The organism is Pseudomonas sp. 14A, assembly GCF_018132745.1.
In the GTDB taxonomy this organism is placed as follows: Bacteria; Pseudomonadota; Gammaproteobacteria; order Pseudomonadales; family Pseudomonadaceae; genus Aquipseudomonas; species Aquipseudomonas mercuritolerans.
In genome coordinates this window covers 1-20,598 of record NZ_JAGRQJ010000010.1, presented here as the reverse complement: position 1 = coordinate 20,598, position 20,598 = coordinate 1, and the positions used below count along the sequence as shown (strand labels likewise).

Annotated in this window: 22 protein-coding genes; 10 read left to right on the top strand and 12 right to left on the bottom strand. The window is 60.4% G+C overall.

Going from position 1 to position 20,598, the window contains the following annotated elements; all coding sequences use genetic code 11:
• Positions 1-13: 13 nt before the first annotated feature.
• Positions 14-2,041: a TRAP transporter permease gene (locus PS14A_RS10325; RefSeq protein ID WP_212616089.1), complete on the top strand. Its 2,028-nt coding sequence runs from the start codon at positions 14-16 to the stop codon at positions 2,039-2,041.
• Positions 2,038-2,463, top strand: a complete 426-nt coding sequence (locus PS14A_RS10320; protein WP_212616088.1) for a DUF1850 domain-containing protein — start codon at positions 2,038-2,040, stop codon at positions 2,461-2,463. Before PS14A_RS10325 ends, PS14A_RS10320 begins: the two co-directional genes overlap by 4 nt.
• Here PS14A_RS10320 and PS14A_RS10315 read toward each other — a convergent pair whose 3' ends face one another.
• The 4 genes from PS14A_RS10315 to PS14A_RS10300 all read right to left on the bottom strand — a co-directional run bounded on the left by PS14A_RS10315 (position 2,464) and on the right by PS14A_RS10300 (position 6,411).
• Positions 2,464-3,264, bottom strand: a complete 801-nt coding sequence (locus tag PS14A_RS10315; protein WP_260470678.1) for an NAD(P)-binding domain-containing protein — start codon at positions 3,262-3,264, stop codon at positions 2,464-2,466.
• Complete coding sequence (locus tag PS14A_RS10310; protein WP_249121245.1) at positions 3,261-3,782, bottom strand: MarR family transcriptional regulator; 522 nt, start codon at positions 3,780-3,782, stop codon at positions 3,261-3,263. The genes PS14A_RS10315 and PS14A_RS10310 overlap by 4 nt, the downstream gene beginning before the upstream one ends.
• A gap of 51 nt (positions 3,783-3,833) precedes the next feature.
• Positions 3,834-5,141, bottom strand: coding sequence for a C4-dicarboxylate transporter DctA (gene dctA, locus PS14A_RS10305; protein WP_212616087.1), 1,308 nt, complete (start codon positions 5,139-5,141; stop codon positions 3,834-3,836).
• Positions 5,142-5,241: 100 nt separating this feature from the next.
• Complete coding sequence (locus PS14A_RS10300) at positions 5,242-6,411, bottom strand: mandelate racemase/muconate lactonizing enzyme family protein (protein WP_024012582.1); 1,170 nt, start codon at positions 6,409-6,411, stop codon at positions 5,242-5,244.
• A gap of 98 nt (positions 6,412-6,509) precedes the next feature.
• Here PS14A_RS10300 and PS14A_RS10295 point away from each other — a divergent pair, with 98 nt between their 5' ends.
• Complete coding sequence (locus tag PS14A_RS10295) at positions 6,510-7,385, top strand: LysR family transcriptional regulator (RefSeq protein WP_024012581.1); 876 nt, start codon at positions 6,510-6,512, stop codon at positions 7,383-7,385.
• Positions 7,386-7,447: 62 nt separating this feature from the next.
• On the opposite strand, the gene PS14A_RS10290 is transcribed toward PS14A_RS10295, so the two are convergent.
• Complete coding sequence (locus tag PS14A_RS10290; RefSeq protein WP_137213318.1) at positions 7,448-8,338, bottom strand: MBL fold metallo-hydrolase; 891 nt, start codon at positions 8,336-8,338, stop codon at positions 7,448-7,450.
• 126 nt (positions 8,339-8,464) lie between these two features.
• Between PS14A_RS10290 and PS14A_RS10285 the strand changes: the two genes are divergently transcribed.
• On the top strand, positions 8,465-9,448 hold the full coding sequence (locus PS14A_RS10285) for a helix-turn-helix domain-containing protein (RefSeq protein ID WP_212616086.1): 984 nt from the start codon (positions 8,465-8,467) through the stop codon (positions 9,446-9,448).
• Between the two features lie 441 nt (positions 9,449-9,889).
• Here PS14A_RS10285 and PS14A_RS10280 read toward each other — a convergent pair whose 3' ends face one another.
• Positions 9,890-10,858 carry an oxidoreductase gene (locus tag PS14A_RS10280; protein ID WP_212616292.1) on the bottom strand — a complete coding sequence of 323 codons (969 nt, stop codon included), beginning with the start codon at positions 10,856-10,858 and terminating at the stop codon, positions 9,890-9,892.
• An 87-nt stretch (positions 10,859-10,945) separates the two neighbouring features.
• On the opposite strand from PS14A_RS10280, the gene PS14A_RS26815 reads away from it, so the two are divergent.
• Both PS14A_RS26815 and PS14A_RS10270 read left to right on the top strand, forming a co-directional pair.
• The gene (locus PS14A_RS26815; RefSeq protein WP_349251718.1) at positions 10,946-11,866 is read left to right on the top strand and encodes an AraC family transcriptional regulator; all 921 of its coding nucleotides are present in this window, start codon (positions 10,946-10,948) and stop codon (positions 11,864-11,866) included.
• A gap of 51 nt (positions 11,867-11,917) precedes the next feature.
• A complete protein-coding gene (locus tag PS14A_RS10270; protein ID WP_212616085.1) occupies positions 11,918-12,370 on the top strand; it encodes a thiol-disulfide oxidoreductase DCC family protein in 453 nt (150 codons plus the stop codon).
• Here the strand turns inward: PS14A_RS10270 and PS14A_RS10265 are convergent.
• Both PS14A_RS10265 and PS14A_RS10260 read right to left on the bottom strand, forming a co-directional pair.
• Positions 12,353-12,850, bottom strand: a complete 498-nt coding sequence (locus tag PS14A_RS10265) for a DUF2269 domain-containing protein (RefSeq protein ID WP_212616084.1) — start codon at positions 12,848-12,850, stop codon at positions 12,353-12,355. The genes PS14A_RS10270 and PS14A_RS10265 overlap by 18 nt on opposite strands.
• Position 12,851: 1 nt before the next feature.
• Entirely contained in the window at positions 12,852-13,979 is a 1,128-nt protein-coding gene (locus tag PS14A_RS10260) for a saccharopine dehydrogenase NADP-binding domain-containing protein (RefSeq protein ID WP_212616083.1), read from the bottom strand.
• 171 nt (positions 13,980-14,150) lie between these two features.
• Here PS14A_RS10260 and PS14A_RS10255 point away from each other — a divergent pair, with 171 nt between their 5' ends.
• The gene (locus tag PS14A_RS10255) at positions 14,151-14,366 is read left to right on the top strand and encodes a PLD nuclease N-terminal domain-containing protein (protein WP_016774306.1); all 216 of its coding nucleotides are present in this window, start codon (positions 14,151-14,153) and stop codon (positions 14,364-14,366) included.
• Between the two features lie 255 nt (positions 14,367-14,621).
• On the top strand, positions 14,622-15,098 hold the full coding sequence (locus PS14A_RS10250) for a hemerythrin domain-containing protein (RefSeq protein ID WP_212616082.1): 477 nt from the start codon (positions 14,622-14,624) through the stop codon (positions 15,096-15,098).
• A 230-nt stretch (positions 15,099-15,328) separates the two neighbouring features.
• On the opposite strand, the gene PS14A_RS10245 is transcribed toward PS14A_RS10250, so the two are convergent.
• The 3 genes from PS14A_RS10245 to PS14A_RS10235 all read right to left on the bottom strand — a co-directional run bounded on the left by PS14A_RS10245 (position 15,329) and on the right by PS14A_RS10235 (position 17,880).
• Entirely contained in the window at positions 15,329-16,255 is a 927-nt protein-coding gene (locus PS14A_RS10245) for a LysR family transcriptional regulator (RefSeq protein ID WP_212616081.1), read from the bottom strand.
• On the bottom strand, positions 16,252-17,226 hold the full coding sequence (locus tag PS14A_RS10240; RefSeq protein ID WP_212616080.1) for a quinone oxidoreductase: 975 nt from the start codon (positions 17,224-17,226) through the stop codon (positions 16,252-16,254). Before PS14A_RS10240 ends, PS14A_RS10245 begins: the two co-directional genes overlap by 4 nt.
• A gap of 153 nt (positions 17,227-17,379) precedes the next feature.
• Entirely contained in the window at positions 17,380-17,880 is a 501-nt protein-coding gene (locus PS14A_RS10235; RefSeq protein WP_130911232.1) for an anti-virulence regulator CigR family protein, read from the bottom strand.
• A gap of 128 nt (positions 17,881-18,008) precedes the next feature.
• On the opposite strand from PS14A_RS10235, the gene PS14A_RS10230 reads away from it, so the two are divergent.
• The gene (locus PS14A_RS10230; RefSeq protein ID WP_110645778.1) at positions 18,009-18,167 is read left to right on the top strand and encodes a DUF2986 domain-containing protein; all 159 of its coding nucleotides are present in this window, start codon (positions 18,009-18,011) and stop codon (positions 18,165-18,167) included.
• Between the two features lies 1 nt (position 18,168).
• Here the strand turns inward: PS14A_RS10230 and PS14A_RS10225 are convergent, their stop codons facing one another.
• Positions 18,169-19,341, bottom strand: coding sequence for an MFS transporter (locus PS14A_RS10225; protein WP_249121258.1), 1,173 nt, complete (start codon positions 19,339-19,341; stop codon positions 18,169-18,171).
• 169 nt (positions 19,342-19,510) lie between these two features.
• Here PS14A_RS10225 and PS14A_RS10220 point away from each other — a divergent pair, with 169 nt between their 5' ends.
• Positions 19,511-20,404: a LysR family transcriptional regulator gene (locus tag PS14A_RS10220; protein ID WP_212616078.1), complete on the top strand. Its 894-nt coding sequence runs from the start codon at positions 19,511-19,513 to the stop codon at positions 20,402-20,404.
• Positions 20,405-20,598 lie beyond the last annotated feature (194 nt).

Sequence of the window (20,598 nt, the reverse complement as noted above, 5' to 3'; positions counted from 1 at the left end):
AGGAAGGCAGCCAATGAGTGACGAGCATCACGGTATTTCCGCGAACCCACGGGACTGGCCGAAAACCCTGTTTTACGTAGCGTTGCTGTTCTCGATTTTCCAGATCGTCACCGCAGCCTTTTCACCCCTCTCCAGCCAGGTGCTGCGTGCGGTGCACGTCGGTTTCCTGCTGTGGGTGGTGTTTCTCAGTTATCCGGCACACGGCACAGACCGTCCGTGGCAACCGCTGGCGTGGCTGCTGAGCCTGGCCGCCATCGCTACCGCGCTGTATCAATGGGTGTTCGAGGCCGATCTGATCCAGCGCTCCGGTGATCTGACGTCGGCCGACCTGGTTATCGGCATCGTGTTGATCGCTCTGGTTTTCGAAGCCGCACGACGAGTGATGGGCATCGCGCTGCCGGTGATTTGCGGGCTGTTCCTGGCGTACGGTCTGTTCGGGCAATACCTGCCCGGCGAACTGGCCCATCGCGGCTACGGTTTCGACCAGATCATCAACCAGCTGTCGTTCGGCACCGAAGGGCTGTACGGCACGCCGACCTACGTATCGGCGACCTACATTTTCCTGTTCATCCTGTTTGGCGCGTTCCTTGAGCAGGCCGGCATGATCAAGCTGTTTACCGACTTCGCCATGGGCTTGTTCGGGCACAAGCTGGGAGGCCCGGCGAAAGTGGCCGTGGCCTCGTCGGCCTTGATGGGGACAATTACCGGCTCCGGGATTGCCAACGTCGTCACCACCGGCCAATTCACCATTCCGCTGATGAAGCGCTTTGGCTATCGCGCCGCGTTCGCCGGCGGCGTGGAAGCCACCTCCAGCATGGGCAGCCAGATAATGCCTCCGGTGATGGGCGCGGTCGCCTTCATCATGGCTGAAACCATCAATGTGCCCTTCGTCGAAATCGCCAAGGCGGCGCTGATTCCGGCCCTGCTGTATTTCGGTTCGGTATTCTGGATGGTCCATCTGGAAGCCAAGCGCTCCAACCTCAAGGGCTTGCCCAAAGACCAATGCCCCAGCGCTTGGGGCGCGGTGAAAGCCCGCTGGTATTTGCTGATTCCTCTGCTGGTCCTGGTTTACCTGCTGTTTTCCGGGCGCACACCGCTGTTCTCGGGCATGGTCGGCCTGGCATTGACTGCCATCGTGATTCTTGGCTCGGCGATCATTTTCCGGGTGCACAGCTTTGGCCTGCGCTGTGCGTTCTGGATTGCACTCGGCGTGCTCTGCACAGGTTTTTTCCAGCTCGGCATCGCGGTGATTTTCGCGGTCATTGCCGTCCTGGTGCTGGTCTGCGCTTTCATCAAGGGAGGTCGCGAAACGCTGCTGATCTGCCTGCACGCGCTGGTCGAGGGCGCCCGCCACGCGGTACCGGTGGGCATCGCCTGCGCACTGGTCGGCGTCATTATCGGCATCGTTTCGCTCACCGGCGTCGCTTCGACGTTTGCCGGCTACATCCTCGCCATCGGCCGCGACAACCTGCTGCTGTCGCTGATCCTGACGATGATCACCTGCCTGGTGCTGGGGATGGGCATTCCGACCATTCCCAACTACATCATCACCAGCTCGATCGCCGCGCCCGCCCTGCTGGAGCTGGGCGTGCCACTGATCGTGTCGCACATGTTCGTGTTCTACTTTGGCATCCTCGCCGACCTGACCCCGCCGGTCGCCCTCGCCTGTTTTGCCGCCGCACCGATCGCCAAGGAAAGCGGCTTCAAGATCAGCCTGTGGGCCGTGCGCATTGCGCTGGCCGGTTTCGTCATCCCGTTCATGGCGGTCTACAACCCGGCACTGATGCTGCAAGGCGACAACCTGTGGGCGACTGCCTACATGCTGATCAAGACTCTTCTGGCGGTTGGTCTCTGGGGCATGGCATCTACCGGTTTTCTGCAACAGAAAATGCTGCTTTGGGAACGTTTGCTGAGTCTCGGTGCGGGCGCTCTGCTGATCGTGGCACTGCCCGTGACCGATGAAATCGGCTTCGCACTCGGGATTCTGGTAATCGTGCAACACGTCTGGCGCTCGCGGCGCGCCGCAGCGGCCAATGCATGATCGGCTTGTGCCTGGGTCTGGCCGGCAGTATCTGGGCACAGTTGCCGGTGGCGAACTTCACCCTGGCATGGAACCACAGCATCGAAAAGATCCGCTGGGAGGAAGACTACCGCGTCACGGCCCAAGGGCTGGTTCTTGAGCAGGCCAGGGTTCGCGGCAACGGCGCTGGCATGGAGATACCCGACGATGCCCGGCTGGAGAACGGCAGTTGGCATTTCCGACGCCACTTGCCGCCGCTGCAACCACTGCAATTGGGCCGAACCCCGCAGGCCGGCGATTACCAGTTATGCATGGATGGCGAGTGCGAACTGGTCAGCCGATGGGTTGGGCCGGCCACTGTCAGCGAGCCGTTTTTGCAGTTGTGGGGGTGTGAGATGACCACGCTATCGCCTTCGCATGAACGCCAAGCCGCTCATTTCTAATCAAGCGGTCATTTCCCGATTGATCGCAACCATCTGCTCGCGGGTGAACTCAGTGCCGGGCGCCATGAATCGGGCCATCAACCCATCGCGGTTCAGCGGCGCGCGGGCCTTGTCCGCAGCTTCGAGCGCTTGCTTCAGTTCCGGCAAGGTCAGTTCGGTGCAGTAAGCCGGGGTCCCGGGTTGTTGACGCCATGACTCCTGAAGGCTGCCCGCAGCGAGCGCGGTGAATCCGGTTTCTTCGACCAGATCCTGTGCGATCGCCTCGGCACGCACATCATCGCCGGCGACTGGCAAGGCGATGCGAGTTGCGGATTCGGCAGGTTGACCTTGATCGGCCAGCGTAGCGGCGAGTACGGCATTCCACGCTTTGATCAGCGGGCGGCCGATCTGCTCGCTGACCCAGACGCTTTCAGGCTTGCCCTCGTCCACTTCCTTGATCGCCCCGTCACGCTGCGGATAGTAATTGGAGGTATCGATGACCACGACTTGCTCGGGAACCTGGCTCAGCGTCTGCTTCAAATCAGGGTATCGGGCGAAGGGAATCGACAGGATGATCACATCGACATCGGACACAGCCTGCTCTTTGGTGACAGCCTTGGCACCGACTTCTTCAGCGAGTGCCTGAATGCTTTGCGGGTCTTTCGAGTTGGCCAGTTTGATCTTATGACCGCACGCAGCCAGCTTGCGCGCCAGTGTTGCGCCGATGTGGCCGGCGCCGATAATTCCGATGTTCATTTCAAAACCCTCTCTGTTACGTGTGTTATCGCCCGGTTGAGCGCGCTTTTGGACTGGTGGGCTCAGTCAGCCGCCGGATGGGCAAGCGCATCCAGCGTCAGACGAAGCGCCTCAATCCCCTGCTCATCGAGCTGGCAGGCCGTCTTGATCTTGCCGGTGATGGCTCTGATGTCGTCTTCCATGGCCCGGCTTTCGGGCGTCAGGTCGATCAGCACGCGGCGCTCGTCTGCCGGATCGCGCTTGCGCGTGACCAATCCGGCGCCTTCCAGACGTTTGAGTAGCGGCGTGATGGTTCCCGCGTCCATGGCCAGGTAAGTGCCGAGTTCGCCCACAGACAATGGCGCGCCATCCAGAAGCTGCAGGATCACCAGATACTGCGGAAAGGTTAAGCCCAGTGGTTCCAGATACGGCTTGTGCAAACGCACGACACGGTTGGCAGCGGCGTAGAGTGCAAACGACAGCTGCGTTCCCACGTGATTTCGGTTCGAGCTCATTTCATAGTTCGCTATTGTATAGTGCACTATATGTTTCATGAGTACGAAAGGAGTGTCAACCCAGGCAGCCCGTGCGGTGTCGATCAGCATCTCTGTCAGCGATCCGGATCGCCAACAGAGGTGCTAATCGCCACGCTTGGTTTACTTGTGCGCCAGCAGCGCCTTGCGTGCCGCCTTGGCGTGCTTCATGGCAGCGATTTCCCGCTCGCACGCTTCGACATCGAAAGAGTTGTCCCACTTGGCAATGGCGATGGTGCCGATGCCGTTGCCGATCAGGTTGGTCACCGCTCGCGCCTCGTTGAGGAAGCGGTCGATGCCCAACAGCAACACCAGGCCCACCAGAGGTATCGAGTGAATGGTGGTGAGCGTGGCCGCCAGGGTCACGAACCCTGCTCCCGCCACACCGGCCGAGCCCTTGGAGGTCAGCAGGAACACGCCGAGCAGGATCATCTGATCCATGAAGGTCAGCGGCGTGTTGGTCGCCTGGGCGATGAAGATCGCCGCCATGGTCAGGTAAATGCAGGTGCCGTCCGCGTTGAAGGTATAGCCCGTCGGCAGGACCATGCCGACCACGGATTTCTTGCAGCCGAGCTTTTCCAGTTTGACCATCATTCGCGGCAGTACCGCTTCGGTCGAACAGGTGCCCAGGGTGATCAGGATTTCATCTTTGAAATAACGCAGAAACTGCATCAGCGGCATGCCCGACCATCGCGCCACCGCGCCCAGTACCACGATGATGAAGATCAGCGTGGTGATGTACAGCGCGACCAGCAACTGCCCCAGCGAAAGCAGAGTGCCGATGCCGTATTTGCCGATGGTGAATGCCATGCCAGCCCCCGCGCCCAACGGCGCCAGACGCATGACCATCGCGACGATTTTGAACAGGCCTTGCAGGAACAGGTCGATGGTGTTGATCAGCGGTTTGCTGGTTTCGCCCATTTGCACCAAGGCGACGCCCATCAGCACCGACAACAGAATCACTTGCAGCATGACGCCATTGGAGAAAGCACCGAGGAAGGTGTGCGGAATGATATTGAGGAAGAATTCGACGAGGCCGCCCTGCTCGCTCGCCGCCTGGCTGTATTTGTTGACAGCGCTGCCATCGAGGGTGCCGGCGTTGATATTCATGCCGGCGCCGGGCTTGACCACGTTGACTACGATCAGGCCGACCACCAGTGCGATGGTGGAAAGAATCTCGAAGTAGATCAGCGCTTTCACACCGATGCGGCCGACCTCCTTGATACTGCCCATCTTGGCGATACCGACCACTACCGTGCCGAAAATAATCGGCGCCAACAGCATCTTGATCAGCTTGATGAAACCGTCGGCAAACGGCTGCAGCTTGGCGCCGATGTCCGGCACGAAGTAACCGATGGCAGCGCCGATGACGATGCCGATCAGCACTTGCACATAGAGCTGGCTGTACCAGCGTGATTTTGAAGTTTCCACGGAAGCACCTCATTTTATTGTTGTGGTGGGCATGTGGCTGGCGTCGCGGATGACGCCTCAAGCTGCGGCCTCGGCAAACGAGGCCGCAGATGAAACAGAATCAGCCCTCGCCCAGTTCGCGCATGACGGCATACAGCGCAGATTTGGCCTCGAAGCCGACGCCCGGGATATCCGGCAGCCCGACGTAGCCGTTCTCCACGCGGATGCCATCGGCAAAGCCGCCGAATGGCTGGAACACGTCCGGGTACGATTCGTTGCCGCCCAGGTGCAGACCGGCGGCGATGTTCAGCGACATCTGGTGACCACCATGCGGTACCACGCGACGCGAAGACCAACCCAGCTCTTCCATCACTTTCAGCGTGCGCATGTACTCGACGAGACCGTAGGACAGCGCGCAGTCGAATTGCAGGTAATCGCGGTCAGGGCGCATGCCGCCGTGGCGCAACAGGTTGCGGGCGTCCTGGTGAGAGAACAGGTTTTCGCCGGTGGCCATCGGCAGTTCGTAGTGATTGGCCAGCTCGGCCTGGAGCGCATAATCCAGCGGGTCACCGACTTCTTCGTACCAGAACAGGTTGTACTTCTTGATCGCTTCGGCGTAGGCGATACCGGTCTGCAGATCGAAGCGGCCGTTGGCGTCGACCGCCAGGCGCTGGCCGTCGCCCACCACTTCGAGCACCGCTTCGATGCGGCGGATATCTTCGTCCAGCGGCACCGCGCCGATCTTCATCTTGACCACGTCGTAGCCACGATCCAGATAGCTCTGCATTTCGGCCTTGAGCTTGCTCTGGTCCTTGCCCGGGTAGTAATAACCACCCGCCGCATACACCCAGACTTTGTCATCGGCGACGCCGTTGCGATAACGATCGGCAAGCAGGCGATACAGCGGCTTGCCTTCGATCTTCGCTACCGCATCCCACACCGCCATATCGATGGTGCCGACCGCTACTGAACGCTCGCCATGCCCGCCCGGTTTTTCGTTGGTCATCAGGGTTTTCCAGATGGCGAACGGATCGAGGTTATTGTTCTCGTGATCGATCAGGGTTTCCGGGTCGGCTTCAGTGATCCGCGCCAGAAAACGATCGCGCATCAACGCGCCCTGGCCGTAGCGACCGTTGGAGTTGAAGCCGTAACCGATGACCGGTTTGCCGTCGCGAATCACGTCGGTAATGACCGCGACGACCGAGCAGGTCATCTTCGAAAAATCGATGTAGGCATTGGCGATCGGGGAAGCAATGGAGACGGTTTTTTCACGGATATCGACGATACGCATGACGGGTTCCTCTTGTTGTGGTGACCCAACGTTATGCTTTGCGATGACACCCGCCCAATGCTATTAATGCCGCGCCCTATGCACAGGAGGCATTGCCCTTGGAACTGGTTTGGCTTGAGGATTTTTCAGCATTGGCCGAGTACGGCAGCTTTGTCCGGGCCGCCGAAGCGCGCCATGTGACGCAGCCGGCGTTCAGTCGCCGAGTGCGCTCGCTTGAGAACTGGATGGGTGTGGAATTGTTCGTGCGCACACCGCAAGGCGCGACGTTGACCGAGGCCGGCCGGCAGATTTTGCCCAGCGCCCAGGAAGCTGCCAGACGCCTGTACCGCATGCGCTCCGAGGCCCAGGAAGTGGCTGGCATGGCGGCGAAAACCTTGCAGTTTGCTGCCACTCACTCGCTGTCATTCACCTTCTTCCCACGCTGGTTGCGCAGCGCCGAAAGTGGCGCGCCGATCGATGCGGTTCGTCTGCATTCCGACAGCATGGCCGTGTGCGAACAGATGCTGATTCATGGCCAGGTGCAGTTCCTGCTGTGCCATCGCCACCCCGACGTTCCGCCATTACTGGCGCCTGATCAGTTCATTGGCAAGAAGGTCGGCGAGGACGTACTCGTGCCGCTGGCGAGTGCTTCAGCCCAGTTCGGCACGTCGCCTGAAACCCTGCCCTATCTGGCCTACACCCACGAATCCGGCCTGGGCCGAATCGTCGCCCACAGGTTGCATGGCAAGGCTGATTATCTGCACCTGAAACCGCTGTTCAGCAGCCACTTGGCCGCAGTGCTGATGTCGATGGCGCTGGAAAGCAAAGGCGTCGCCTGGCTGCCGAAAAGCCTGACGGAACAGGAAATGGCTGACGGGCGTCTGGTCAGGGCACTGGATGAAAGTTGGGATATTCCACTGGAAATCCACCTGACTCGCCCGACGGCACCGATCAGCCCTTCGGCCGAGGAATTCTGGGCGAAGCTGGGGGAGTGATATGCCAGTCAGCCTCTTGAGCCTGGGCGCGGCGGCGACACGCCCAGGCAGGCCTGAATCAATCAGAACTGCAACGCAGCACCGTCAGCCGGGATATCCACGCGGCTGTCGATGCCGTGCTTTTGCACATAGCTGCGCAGCTCGTCACGGGTCAGCGACATGTGGTTGATCGCGTCCATGTGCACGGCGACGATTTTTGCGTCTTTCGCTACCTGCGTCGCTCGCAGTACATCTTCCTCGCCCATGATGATCGAGCCTTCGTAACCGCTCATTTTCGCTTTGCCGGCGTTAAGCACAATCACCTCAGGCTGGAATTTCTCGATGGCCTGATCGACTTCCGGGCGCCAGATGGTATCGCCGGCCAGATAGAGTGTTTTGTAGCCGGGCGCCTGGAACACCACGCCCATGGCTTCGCCCAGCGGTTTGGCGAGGGCCGGCACGGCATACATTTCGTCAGTGCCGTGCTGGCCACCGGTTTTGCTGATCTTCACGCCGCCGAACTCAGCCTCATTCGTCAGCACGCGCACGTTCTTGAAGCCTTGCGAGCGGATCAGTTGCGCATCTTCTTCATGCTGGGCGAACAGAGGGATGTCTTTGGGCAGCGCTTTCTGTGCCGCGTCATCCCAGTGGTCCAGGTGCGTATGCGTGACGATAACGGCATCGACGCCCGCAATCACCTGCTCCGGGGACTCAGTCAGGTCGACCAGCGGGTTACGCAGGTTGCTGCGGTAGGTATTTTCGAACCCTGGGTACGCGCCCTTTTTCGCCAGCATCGGATCGATCAGAAAGGTCGTGTCGCCGTAGGTGATCTTCACCGTGGCATTACGCACTTGCTGCAGATTCAGCTTGTGTGCAGCTTCAGGGTTTGCCCGCGTTTCTGTCTCTGCGAAGGCCGGTGCGGTAGCAGCGGCGCAAGCAATGCTCAGGGCAAACGGTAGAGTCTTGAGTGTCATCGGAATCATCCTGTTATTTATGAATGGGTCCATTTTTGCTGAAGCCTGGCGCAGCCAACAGTGGCCTGAAAGACATATATCGATATAATCGGGCCAACCCGATAGTGTGCAACCGAGATTTGTTTTATGTCCCCCATTCGCGTTGCTGTTCTGGCGTTCGACGGCGTCAGCCTGTTCCACCTGTCGGTGCCGGGCATCGTCCTGGCGACGGCGAATCCAGCGTCGATTGAGCCTCGTTACCAGATCAATTACTGCGCGGAAGTACCCGGCATGGTCGCCAGTGACCAAGGCATCGGCCTGGCGGTCGCTCATGGCCTGGAATTGATGGCGGCGTCCGACGTCATCATCATTCCGGCATGGGGCGATCAATCGATCACTGCTTCGGCAGCGCTTGTACAGGCGCTGCAGAATGCCCACGCCGAAGGCAAATTGATCGTCGGTTTATGCCTGGGCGCGTTTGTGCTGGGCGATGCCGGGTTGCTTGATGGCAAGGAAGCCACGACGCACTGGGCGGCGCGCGACGAGTTTGCCAAACGCTTTCCCATGGTTCGCTTTCGCCCCGAGGTGTTGTATGTCACCGACGACAATCTGATGACCTCAGCGGGCACCGTAGCGGCCATCGACTGTTGTCTGCATCTGGTGCGCCAGCGGTTCGGGGCTGACGTGGCCAATCACACGGCGAAAATGCTGGTCACGCCACCGCACCGGCAAGGCGGCCAGGCGCAATACGTCGAGCACCCGGTGCCACAGCTGTCGAGCGAAACGCATCTGGCTGAAGTTCTGGATTGGGCGCGCATGCATCTGGGTGAAAATCTGTCGCTGGACCTTTTGGCGGAGAAAGCCCGAATGAGTCGCCGCACTTTTACCCGGCGCTTCAAAGAAACCACCGGTACGACAGTATTCAAATGGCTTAACGCCGAGCGTGTGATCAAAGCGCAGGCATTACTGGAAACCACGGATTTGCCGGTTGAATGCATTGCCGGGGAAGCCGGGTTTGGCACTCCGCTGTCGTTGCGGCAGCAGTTTGCGGCGCACTTGGGGACGTCGCCTTCGGATTATCGAAAGATGTTTTGTCTTGGGGTGAAGCGCGAAGGCGGTGCACGGGCGTGACGAGCAATTTTTGGGGTCGACTTGATTCCGGCGGCGCGGCAGCCCCTCATCGGAACGCCGCCCGCCCAGCCCTCTCCCGAGGGAGAGGGAGCCGATTCGGGTGCTGTTCTAGAACTGAGTTCGACTCGGTATTTCAGGTCGACGTTTCTCTGCTAAACCACTCGGTCGGTCCCCTCTCCCTCCGAGGAGAAGGAGAGAGCCGATTTGGGTGCTGTTCAAAACCTGAGTTCGACCCGGTATTTCAGGTTGGCGAATTTCTACTAAACACCTAGGTCAGTCCCCTCTCCCTCCGAGGAGAATGTGAGAGCCGATTTGGGTGCTGTTCAAAACCTGAGTTCGACCCGGTATTTCAGGTTGGCGAATTTCTACTAAACACCTCGGTCAGTCCCCTCTCCCTCCGGGAGAGGGTTAGGGTGAGGGGCTTTTGGCCTTTGACTCGATTCATGCCACCGTGAGCCCTGTCCATAGCTCCGAAACCGCCCAGAGTCGCTCAGCCAGCTCAGCATCCGCCGCCCATTTCGCAACACCCTTGCGGCCTGCTTCCGGTTCATTGATCGGGGCAACATTGCAGTCTTCGCAATACACACCACCCAAATCCGCAAGCACTGCACTGGTCGCGCACCACAACCCCGTCGCCGCGCCTTGCTCGACAGTTTTCATCCCATTGTGCGCATCCAGCCGTGGCCGGCCCTGCTCATCCAGCGCGTCGAATGCGGCAAGTTCCTCTGTGCTGAGGTGCCGTGCCAGATCCGTCAGAATCTGCCCCGGATGCAATGAAAACGCGCGAACGCCATGGCTACGCCCGCGCCGGTCGAGTGCGATGGCGAACAAGGCATTGGCCGTTTTCGACTGACCATAGGCGACCCATTTGTCATACGGCCGCTGCGAGAAATCGATGTCACCAAAGTCCACCTCGGCAATCTGATGCCCGCGCGAGGACACCGACAGCACCCGCGCCTGCCCAGCCCTTACCAGCGCGGGCCAGAGGCCGCAGGTCAGGCGGTAATGACCAAGATGGTTGGTCGCGAACTGGCTTTCATGGCCATCGGCATCGCGCAGCAACGGCGCGGCCATGATTCCGGCGCAGTTGATCAGCAAGGACACTGGCTGACCCGCGCTGACCACGCTGTGGCTGAACGCCGCCACCGACTCGGCCTGCATGAGGTCCACGGGCATCACGCGGACACCGTCCACTCCAGCCAATGTAGCCTCAGCTCGCGCGGTATCTCTGGCCGGCACGATTATTTGCGCCCTTGCCGCAGCGAGGCTTTTTACCGTCAGCAGACCGAGGCCGGAATAGCCGCCGGTCACCACAGCTAGTTGCCCGCGCAGATCGATGCCCGCCATGACTTCAGCGGCTGTGCTGGCGGCGTTAAACGGTGATTGCACAGGTTGTTGGAGCGTAGCCATGGGCGTAATCCTGAGTGAGCTATCGAAGGCCTTCATTCTTGGCTAAGCTCTCGGGACGAACCAGTCTGATAAATCCAGGTTTCTGTCGTGATCATCCAAAATCCTGCCGGCGATCCACTCTCTGCCGTATTGGCGCTCTCGGAACTGCGCGCAGCCTGCTCGGTTCGCTTGCAAGCGGGCGGTGTCTGGGCGCTGCGTTTCCAACCCATCGAACTGAAATTCAACGTGGTGCGACGAGGCGAATGCTGGCTGCGCATGCAAGGCATGCCGGCGCGCCTGTTGCAGGCCGGTGACTGTTTTGTGGTATCGCGCACGCCGTTCATTCTGGCCAGCGGCCCCGACATCGAGGCGGTGAATGCAGCGGATGTTTTCGCCCATGACGAAGCCTCGGCGACCTTTGGCGTCGGCGAGGAAGTCGAGTTGCTGGGCGGCAGCGTGTCGCTGTTGGGACCTGGCGCAACCGAACTGCTCGACGTGCTGCCGACCTCACTGATCATTCGTGCCGAAACCGCAGGCGCTTCGTCGTTCGGCTGGCTGCTGGATGAACTGGGGCGCGAGTGGCCGTCGCATCAGCCTGGCTCGCAGGCGATGTGCAACGACCTGCTGCGGCTGATCTTCATCCATGCGCTGCGCCACCACATCAACAGCGCGGATGCCGAACAACTGGCGTGGCTGGGCGGACTGCGGGAACCGGCGATTGCCGGCGTGTTGCGCGCCGTTCACGGTGCTCCGGAAAAGGCCTGGCGACTGACGCAAATGGCCGAGATGGCCTGCATGTCGCGTTCGGGTTTCGCTGCGTTATTCAAAACTTGCATGGGTGTAGCGCCGGTCGAGTACGCCACGCGCTGGCGGATGCGCGTGGCCGCGTTCCGCTTGCGCAATGGTCGGGACACTGTGGCCACTGTCGCCGCGTCACTGGGCTATCTGTCCGACGCGGCGTTTGGCGCTGCATTCCGCCGCGTGCACGGAATATCGCCGGGGCAATACCGGCGCGATCCACTCTTATAGTCCGATGATCGAGGTTATGATCGCGACACCCGCCGCCAAGGACATCCGCCAATGCCTGCCATGAAAACCCGCCAGACCTCCGCGCCATTGCTCAAGCCCGGCGAAACCGTGGTGCTGTTCGACGGCGTGTGCAAACTGTGCAACGGCTGGGCGCGGTTTCTGATTCGGTATGACCGTCAGCGCCGCGTGCGGCTGGCGACCGTACAATCGCCCGAGGGCCAGGCCTTGCTGGCGTGGGCCGGTTTGCCGCTGGATGAGTTCGACACCATGGCGGTGATCCGCGACCGCAATTATTGGGAGCGATCAGATGCATTCCTGGAAGTGGTCGGGCAACTGCCAATGCGCTGGCAGCCGCTGAAACTGCTGCGCATCTTCCCGCGTCGTCTGCGCGACTGGGCTTACGATCGCATCGCGCTGAATCGCTATCGGCTGTTCGGCAAGTACGACACTTGCCTGCTCCCAACAGCGGATCACGAAAGCCGTTTTCTAAAGGCCCACGGCTGATCCGATCAGTTGCAGTGGCGTCATCTTGGTCACCATCATCAGCACGATGACAAACATCCCGGCGAATCCGGCGATACCCATCCAGAACCACCACCGGTACGTGCTCGCATAGCGATCATCCAGAGCAAGGCCACCCTCGCCTGCGCTCAGCGCCATGCTCTGCAAACGCTTTTGCAACACCAGCACCGGCAGCCACAACGCGCCCACACAGAAGAAAATGATCACCGCAGTCAGCAGCCACTCGGTGCTCATCGACAGCCCGGAAAGCCGCATCAGCAGATACCCGGTAATGACCTGGACAAACCCGGCCGGCGTGGTGATCCAGGTATCAAAGCGCACCACCGTCCGTGCGACATGGGCGATCACTTGCGGGTTGCCGCTGCGGCTGGCGGCGATCAGGTAGAGGTAGGCGCCCATGCCGAAACCAAAGAGGAAAATCGCCGCAATGACGTGCAGGTACTTCAGGCAGAGATAGAGCATCTCAACGCTGCCCTTCGGCGAACTGAACCGACAGGCTCAGGTTGGCGGGATCGTTGATCGCCGCCAGGTATTCCTCAACGCTGATTTCGCCCACGCACGGCCGCGCCCCAGATTGCGGCGTGTAACCCCGGGCTATTTTGCTGGCGAGAGCGACGGCGGCGCAGCTGGGGATTTCCGGGCCTTTGTCATTCAGCGCTGTGAGTTGCGCGGTCATGCTCAGCGGCTGGTCGTCAACCCCGATGCCTTGAACATCGATGTACATCGCGCTTTTGCCGTCACCGAAGCGTTCGAACCACGTGCCCAAGCGATGCAGACGTGCCGCCCAGCGTACGTGATCGCGCACCAGACCGAAGCGCAAGGCTTGCGCCAGCAAGGCGTTGGCGACACCGCCGAGTTTCAGGCCAGCGCCAGCCTTGAAGCGCAGCGTCTGTGCGCCATAGCGACGCGCGAAAATATCCATGTCCGGCACATCGACATTGGCCAGCACCCGCGTGCCCAGTTGCGGCATGCTGCGCAGGGTCAGGTCGAGCCAGCCCAATACTTCGTGAACCTGGCCATTCTGTAACTGCCTGATCGGCTTGCCGGCATAAGCGAGCACGCCTTCGACCGTGGACAGCCCCGGCATTTTTGCCGAGGAAGAAATGCCATGCTCGATCGAGTCGATTCGCGCAAAGCGTGAGCGCTGCTGATCGATGATCGCCGAAGACAAGGTCGGCACCGAACTGCAACCGCTGAGCACGGCCACACCAGCCTCCCTGGCGCGGGCGTCGAGCACATCAATGCCGTTGACGAAGGTGCGGCAGTCAGCCAGATCGCAGTAATTGACCCCGGCGCTGATGCAGCTTTCAGCAACTGCGTAGGATTGCCCCTGAAACGGCCCGCCAGTGTGCACCACTAACTGGATATTCAGCTCGCGCAGCGCCGCTTGAAAATCCGCGCCTGTCGCATCACCGCACCACCCTTCGCAAGCTCGGCCCGACTGCGTTTGCAGCTCGTCAACCTTGCGCTGCAACTTGTGCGCATCGCGGCCCGACAGCAGCAGTTCAATCTCTGGCATCTGCGCCAGATGCCGACAAACGATACTGCCGAAATTGCCGTAACCACCGACGACCATCACCCTGAATGCCATTGCCCTGTCCCTGTTCCAGCCCAAACGTGTGGCGCAGAGGATATAGGGCGCAGCGGCGACCAGACATCTATTTTGCAACCGGGTATCACTGCGTCCGCTTGTCCCGGGCAAAAAGAATGAACCCAACGCCCCTCTCGTCGCCTAACGCACAGACCATCAGGAGTTAAGCCTATGCAAATCGAAACCGTGTGGATCGTATTGGCGGTCATTCTCGTGCTGATCGAGCTTTGGGCCATCAATCGGGTGCGTAAAAGCGAGGGGAAATCGAGCAATAAAGGCGTGTGGATCGTGCTGATCGTGTTCGTGCCGCTGTTCGGCCTGATCGCCTGGGCGTTGGCGGGGCCCAAGCATATCGGTCGCGGCTCACCTTCCCAGGCCAGCCGTTAAGCAACGACGCAGGCCCCTCTCAAGCATCACCCTCAGCCCGGCTTTTGCCGGGCTTGTTATATGCAATGCCCGTTGCGCGGATTTCTTGCAGGCTGCACGAAAGCATTGTGCCTGCTTCGATGCCAGCCCTTGATTTAGAAGGGTTGCGCTCGATCAGCGAGTTGGCATGAGTCCTGCGATAGCCTCTTCCTGAATACACAGCAGCGCGAAAAAAAGAACGCTGTGTTCAATCCGTGAAAAGCAGAGGCCTCAAAAATGAATGCCATCGACCTTCTCAAAGCCGACCATGAAAAAGTCAAAGCCATCCTCAGCCAACTGAGTGAGTCCACCGACCGCGCACTGAAAAAACGCGTCGAGTTGCTGGGCAAACTGGAAATGGAAATCACCCTCCATACCCGCCTCGAAGAAGAGATTCTCTATCCCGCGTTCAAGGAAGCCGGCAGCAAGGAAGAAGACATCATGTACTACGAAGCCAAGGAAGAGCACCGCACCGTGGACTCACTGGTACTGCCTGATCTGAAAGAAACCGATCCAGGCACCCCGGAATTTGCCGGTCGGGTCAAAGTGGTCAAGGAGCTGCTGGAGCACCACATCGAAGAGGAAGAACAGGAAATGTTTCCGAAAGCGCAGAAGCTTCTGGGCAAGGCAAAACTCGAGGAACTGGGTGCGCAAATGGAAGCCATGAAGGCAAGCCACAAAAAGGAGATGGCGGCCAACAAGATCGCCGCGTAAAGCGTTGAAGACACCAAAGCCCGGCAGCAATGCCGGGCTTTTTTGTGCGCTCAAACTTGCCCTCGCTCCCACATTGGATATACGTATGTTCGGCAATTCCTGAGCAAGCCACGAAACCTGTGGGAGCGAGCCTGCTCGCGAAGGCGTCAGGTCAGCCAGACCCTCTATGACTGACACTGCGCTTTCGCGAGCAGGGTCAGAGTCAGAGTCAGTCTTGATGCAGACTGGACTCAGAGGGCCCAAGGTGGCCCGGTCTCGAATTTCGCTTCGATCCACTCCTTGAACGCCACCACCGCCGCCGCCGGAAACCGCGAAGACGGTCTGATCAGATAGACGCCGCCCGCCGAATCCAGCTGCCAGTCGGGCAGCACGTGAATCAATCTCCCCGCCGCCAGGTCGCGGCTCATCAGCCAGTCGCCGGCACCGAGTATGCCGGCGTCGGCGCGGGCGGCGGCGAGCAGGGATTCGCTGTCGCTGGCGGTCAGGTTGCCGTGTGGCGTAATGGTCTGCACTTCGTTGCCGCGATGCAGGCGCCACAGCGGGAACGACGCCAGCCCGCTGAAGCGCAGGCAATTGTGCTGCAGCAGGTCCTGCGGGGTTTGCGGCATGCCGTGCGCCTCTATGTAGGCCGGCGATGCACAGAGAATCCGTCGATGGTCACTGAGCTTTTTTGCAATCAGCCGATTGTCCTCAAGCTCGCCGATGCGAATGGCCGCGTCGAAGCCCTGCTCGATGATGTCGACCAGGCCTTCGCTGTAATCGGCCACCAGCGAGACGTGCGGATGGGCCTTGAGAAATTCCGGCAACAGCGGCCCCAGCCACAAACGCCCCATCGCCGCCGGCAACGCCAGGCGCAAGGTGCCGCGCACTTCGCTGGCGCCCTGCACCGCTTGCTGCTGCGCTTCGTTCATCAACTCGACGGCCGCGCGCAGGCGCTGTTCGAGTTGCAGACCGGCCTCGGTGATACGCACGTGTCGCGTCGAGCGTTCCACCAACCGCACGCCCAGTCGCTTCTCCATCGCCGCAAGGCGCTTGGAAACGATGGTCGGATGGCGCTGCAACAAACGCCCCGCCGCGACGAACGAGCCTTGCGCAGCGACGGCCAGGAAAGCAGCGATTTCATCGCTGTGCGGGTTGCTCAGAACATCCAGATTCATGGTTTTAAAATGATCGCCCCTGATGATCGGCCCGATTCAAGATCGGCGTGCGCTTGTGCCGCGTCAGCCAATGAATAACGCGCGCGGATTTGCGGCGTGATGATACCGGCGGCAACAGCGGCCAGCACATCTTGCGCGCGCTCCTGGTATTCGGCTGTCGTGGCGGTGTGCGCGGCCAGCGATGGACGGGTCAGAAACAGCGAGCCCTTGGCGTTCAGCGTGGCCATTTCCACCGCCGCCGGCGCGCCGGCCTGCGCGCCGAACGAGACCATCAATCCGCGTGGGCGCAAGCTGTCCAGCGAGGCCTGAAAAGACACCCGACCAATCGGGTCATACACCACATCGACCTTGCGCCCCTCAGTGATACGCACCACATCGGCGGCAAGAGTCTCGGCATCGAACACCAGCACTTCGTCACAACCGGACGCGCGAGCCTTGTCGACACTGGCCTGCTTCGACACCACACCGATGACTGTTGCGCCAAGGTGTTTGGCCCACGGCACCATGATTTCCCCCAGACCACCCGCGACACCGTAAAGCAGCATCGTCGTGCCCGGCCCGACCGGGTAGGTCGCCTTCAGAAGATACTGCGCGGTGATGCCTTTGAACAACACCGCCGCCGCGTCTTCGAACGACAACTCTTCGGGAATCTTCACCAGACGCTCTGCCGGAAACAGCCGCGCCGAGGCGTAACCGCCCAAGGGACCTGTGGCATAAGCGACTCGATCACCGACGCGGACATTGCTCACACCGGCACCGACCGCCGCCACCCGACCCGCGCCTTCCAGACCCAGCCCCGATGGCAACGCCACGGGCACTGCACCTTTGCGCTGGCTGACATCGAGGTAATTGACGCCCACCGCCGCCTGCTCCAGCCAGACCTCGCCGGGCCCAGGGATTTGCTCGCTGACAGCGTGCAATTGCAGAACCTGCGGAGCGCCCGTTTCGATGAAGCGGATTGCGTTGGCCATGATCATCTCCATTCATTCGATAAGCGTTGAGCTCAGTTTGAAAGCACATCACTCAACGAACAACCCAGCCTGAATGCAGTTCATTGATGCACCTGATGCAGTTATGCACGCATAAAAAAGGGGCGGCACGTGCTGCCGCTCCTCTTTCAACAATCAATCGAACGCGCCGTTGAGCACCTCGTAGATCAACCCGGTGGCCAGCGCAACAAGGATCAGGTCGGTGCCCACCTGTTGCCATTCGTAGCCGTCATAGTGAGGCAAATGCCCAAGCATGCGCCCGTCCAGCTTCTTGGCGATGCCCGGTGGCAGCGGTTTGCCCCGCGCCAGATTCTTTTGAATACCCGGCGGCAGCGGCGGCCCCGGATTCCAGTATTGCCCGCGATAACCATCGATGATGCCGAGAATATTGCCGCGATCAACGCTCGGACCACCGCCGCGATTGCCAGAGGATTGCTGGCCTTTGTTGCCATTGCCCTGACCGCCACCACCCTGATTACCGTGATCCTGCATGTTCTGCGGTTTGCCCTTGCCGTTGCCCTGGCCGCCCTGGCCACCCTGCCCCTTGCCATTGCCGGGGTCGGCCAGTGCGGTCGTGCTGCCGATTACCAGCGCGAGGCAAGACAACGCGGTAATCAATCTGCGAGCTTTTCTCATGTGCGATTCCTTCGGTTGGGGGATGCTCTTGAGTATGGGCGAATGTGCTCAGCTTAGTGGATTTCTTCTTGCTGACCACTCGGCCTTGCGTCAGGATTCCCACCCTCTCCACCCCTGATCGAAAAATCATGAATCGCCAAAAGAAGCTGCAGCAGTTGTTCAAGGAAAAAGCCAAGAAGGCCAACGCCAAACTGGCGCCGAAAAAGCCCAAATACATCTGCAAGGCCGACCGCCTGAAGCTGGAAGCCGAAGCGGCGCAGGCGGCGGCCGAAAACACCGAAAGCTGATTCAGGCCGTCTGCCGCGACGTCAGCCATGTCATCAGCGCCGCTAGCACAAGCAATGCCGCGCTGGCGAAAAACGTCAGCCGATAGCCGCTGCCGTCGAACAGCAGACCACCGACGGTAGACCCCGAGGCAATCGACAACTGCACCACCGCCACCATCAGCCCACCGCCCGCCTCGGCATCGTCGGGCAGCGTGCGCGCCAGCCACGACCACCAGCCTACCGGCGCGGCAGTGGCGATCAATCCCCACAAGCCCAGCAATACGAACGTCGCCACCACTGAACCGCCCATCCCTATGAGCGCCACGGAGATCATCGCCATCAACAGCGGGATGGCGATCACTACGCGATACAGCCCCTTCTTCAAAACCGAACCGATGACCACGGTGCCGATAAACCCGGCCACACCAATGACCAGCAGGATGATCGACAGCATCGAAACGTCGACCCGGGTCACGGTTTCCAGAAACGGTCGCAGGTAGGTGAACAGAACAAACTGGCCCATGAAGAACAGACCTGCGCCGAGCATGCCCAACGCCACCCGGCGGCTTTTGAACAACGCAAACACATTGGCTGCGCTGGCTTTGCGTGGCGCGGCCGGCAGCGCGGGCAAGCTGATCCATTGCCAGAGCAGTGCAATCAGCGCTACCGGTATCAGGCAGAAAAACGCCCCGCGCCAGCCAATCACGCTGCCCAGATAACTGCCCAACGGCGCCGCCACAACGGTCGCCAGGGCATTGCCGCCGTTAAAAATCGCCAGCGCCTTGGGCACGCTGGCGGAGGGTACCAGACGCATGGCCAACGCCGCCGACATCGACCAGAAGCCGCCGATCACCACGCCGATCAATGCGCGACCGATCATGTACACCGTGTAATTGGGCGCCAGGCCCACCACCAGCCCGGACGCGCACATCAGCGCAGTCAACAGCAGCAACAGGCGCTTGCGATCCATCGAGCCGGCGAGCCTGCTGATCGTCAGGCTGGTCAGCACCGCGAACGCGCCAGAGATGGCAATGCCGTAGCCGGCCAGGCCTTCACTGATGTGCAAGTCCGTAGCCATTGGCGTGAGCAGACTGACCGGCATGAACTCGGAAGCGATCAGGGCGAAGACGCACAGGGTCATCGCGAACACACCGCTCCAGTACGCCGGTTGTTCGCCGTCAGTGAACGCTTCCATGGGCTGGGCTGGCTGGGTATCGATTACTTGAGCCGTCATGCGAAAACCTGTCTTGAAGAAGAAATCATCGAGGCCTTCTGCCCCGCTACTCAGGCTGCAAAGCTTGACTGATCGGGCTTAACTTGATTAGTAGCAGTAATCTTCATGTGCTTTTGAGAAAAATTCAGCAATGAGCAACGCCAAAGTCAACGACCTGCAGGCCTTTCTGGCGGTGGCGCAGGAGCAAAGCTTCACCAAGGCTGCCGCCCGCCTCGGCGTCACGCCGTCTGCGCTGAGTCATACGGTCCGCGCGCTGGAGCAGCGTCTGGGTATCCGCTTGCTCGCTCGTACGACGCGCAATGTCTCGCCGACCGAGGCTGGCGAACGCTTGATGCATTCGATTGCGCCGCTGTTCGAGCAGATCAGCGCCGAGCTCGAAGCCCTCGGCGAATTGCGCGACAAGCCCAGCGGCACGATTCGCGTTTCCTGCACGGACGATCAGATCGAGTTGTGCATTCGGCCGATGCTTGCGCAGTTTTTGCAGGACTACCCGGACATCACCCTGGAGTTTTACGTCGATTACGGATTTACCAATGTGGTCAAGGAACGCTTCGACGCCGGCATTCGTCTCGGTGAATCGATCAGCAAAGACATGATCGCCGTGCGCATCGGCCCGGACTGGCGCCTGGCCGTGGTCGCCTCGCCCGAGTACTTCGCTCGTCACCCGGCACCCGCCACGCCGCATCAATTGACGGAGCACACCTGCATCAACATCCGCCATCAACCGGCCGGCGCGATTTACGCCTGGGAGTTTGCGCACAAGGGTCAGGATTTCAGCGTCAAGGTCGACGGGCAACTGGTGTTCAACAGCATCATGCATGTGCTCAACGCCGCCGTGGACGGCATCGGCGTGGCCTACGTGCCCGAGCAATTGGTCGCGCCGTATCTGGCGGACGGTCGACTGGTGGAAGTGCTGAGCGAGTGGTGCCCGACGTTTCAGGGCTATCACCTCTATTACCCCAACAGGCGCCAGAGCTCGGCAGCGTTTGCAGCGTTTGTCGAAGCGCTGAAATACAACCGCTGACACCACAAATCATCTGAGCAAAACGCCGATCCCTGTGGGAGCGAGCCTGCTCGCGAAGGCGCCAGATCAGATACATCCACGTTGAATGACACACCGCTTTCGCGAGCAGGCTCACTCCCACAGTGATCCGGGGCAGATCCACGATCTTTGTCGCCCCCCAAATCCCTGTGGGAGCGGGCTTGCCCGCGAAGGCG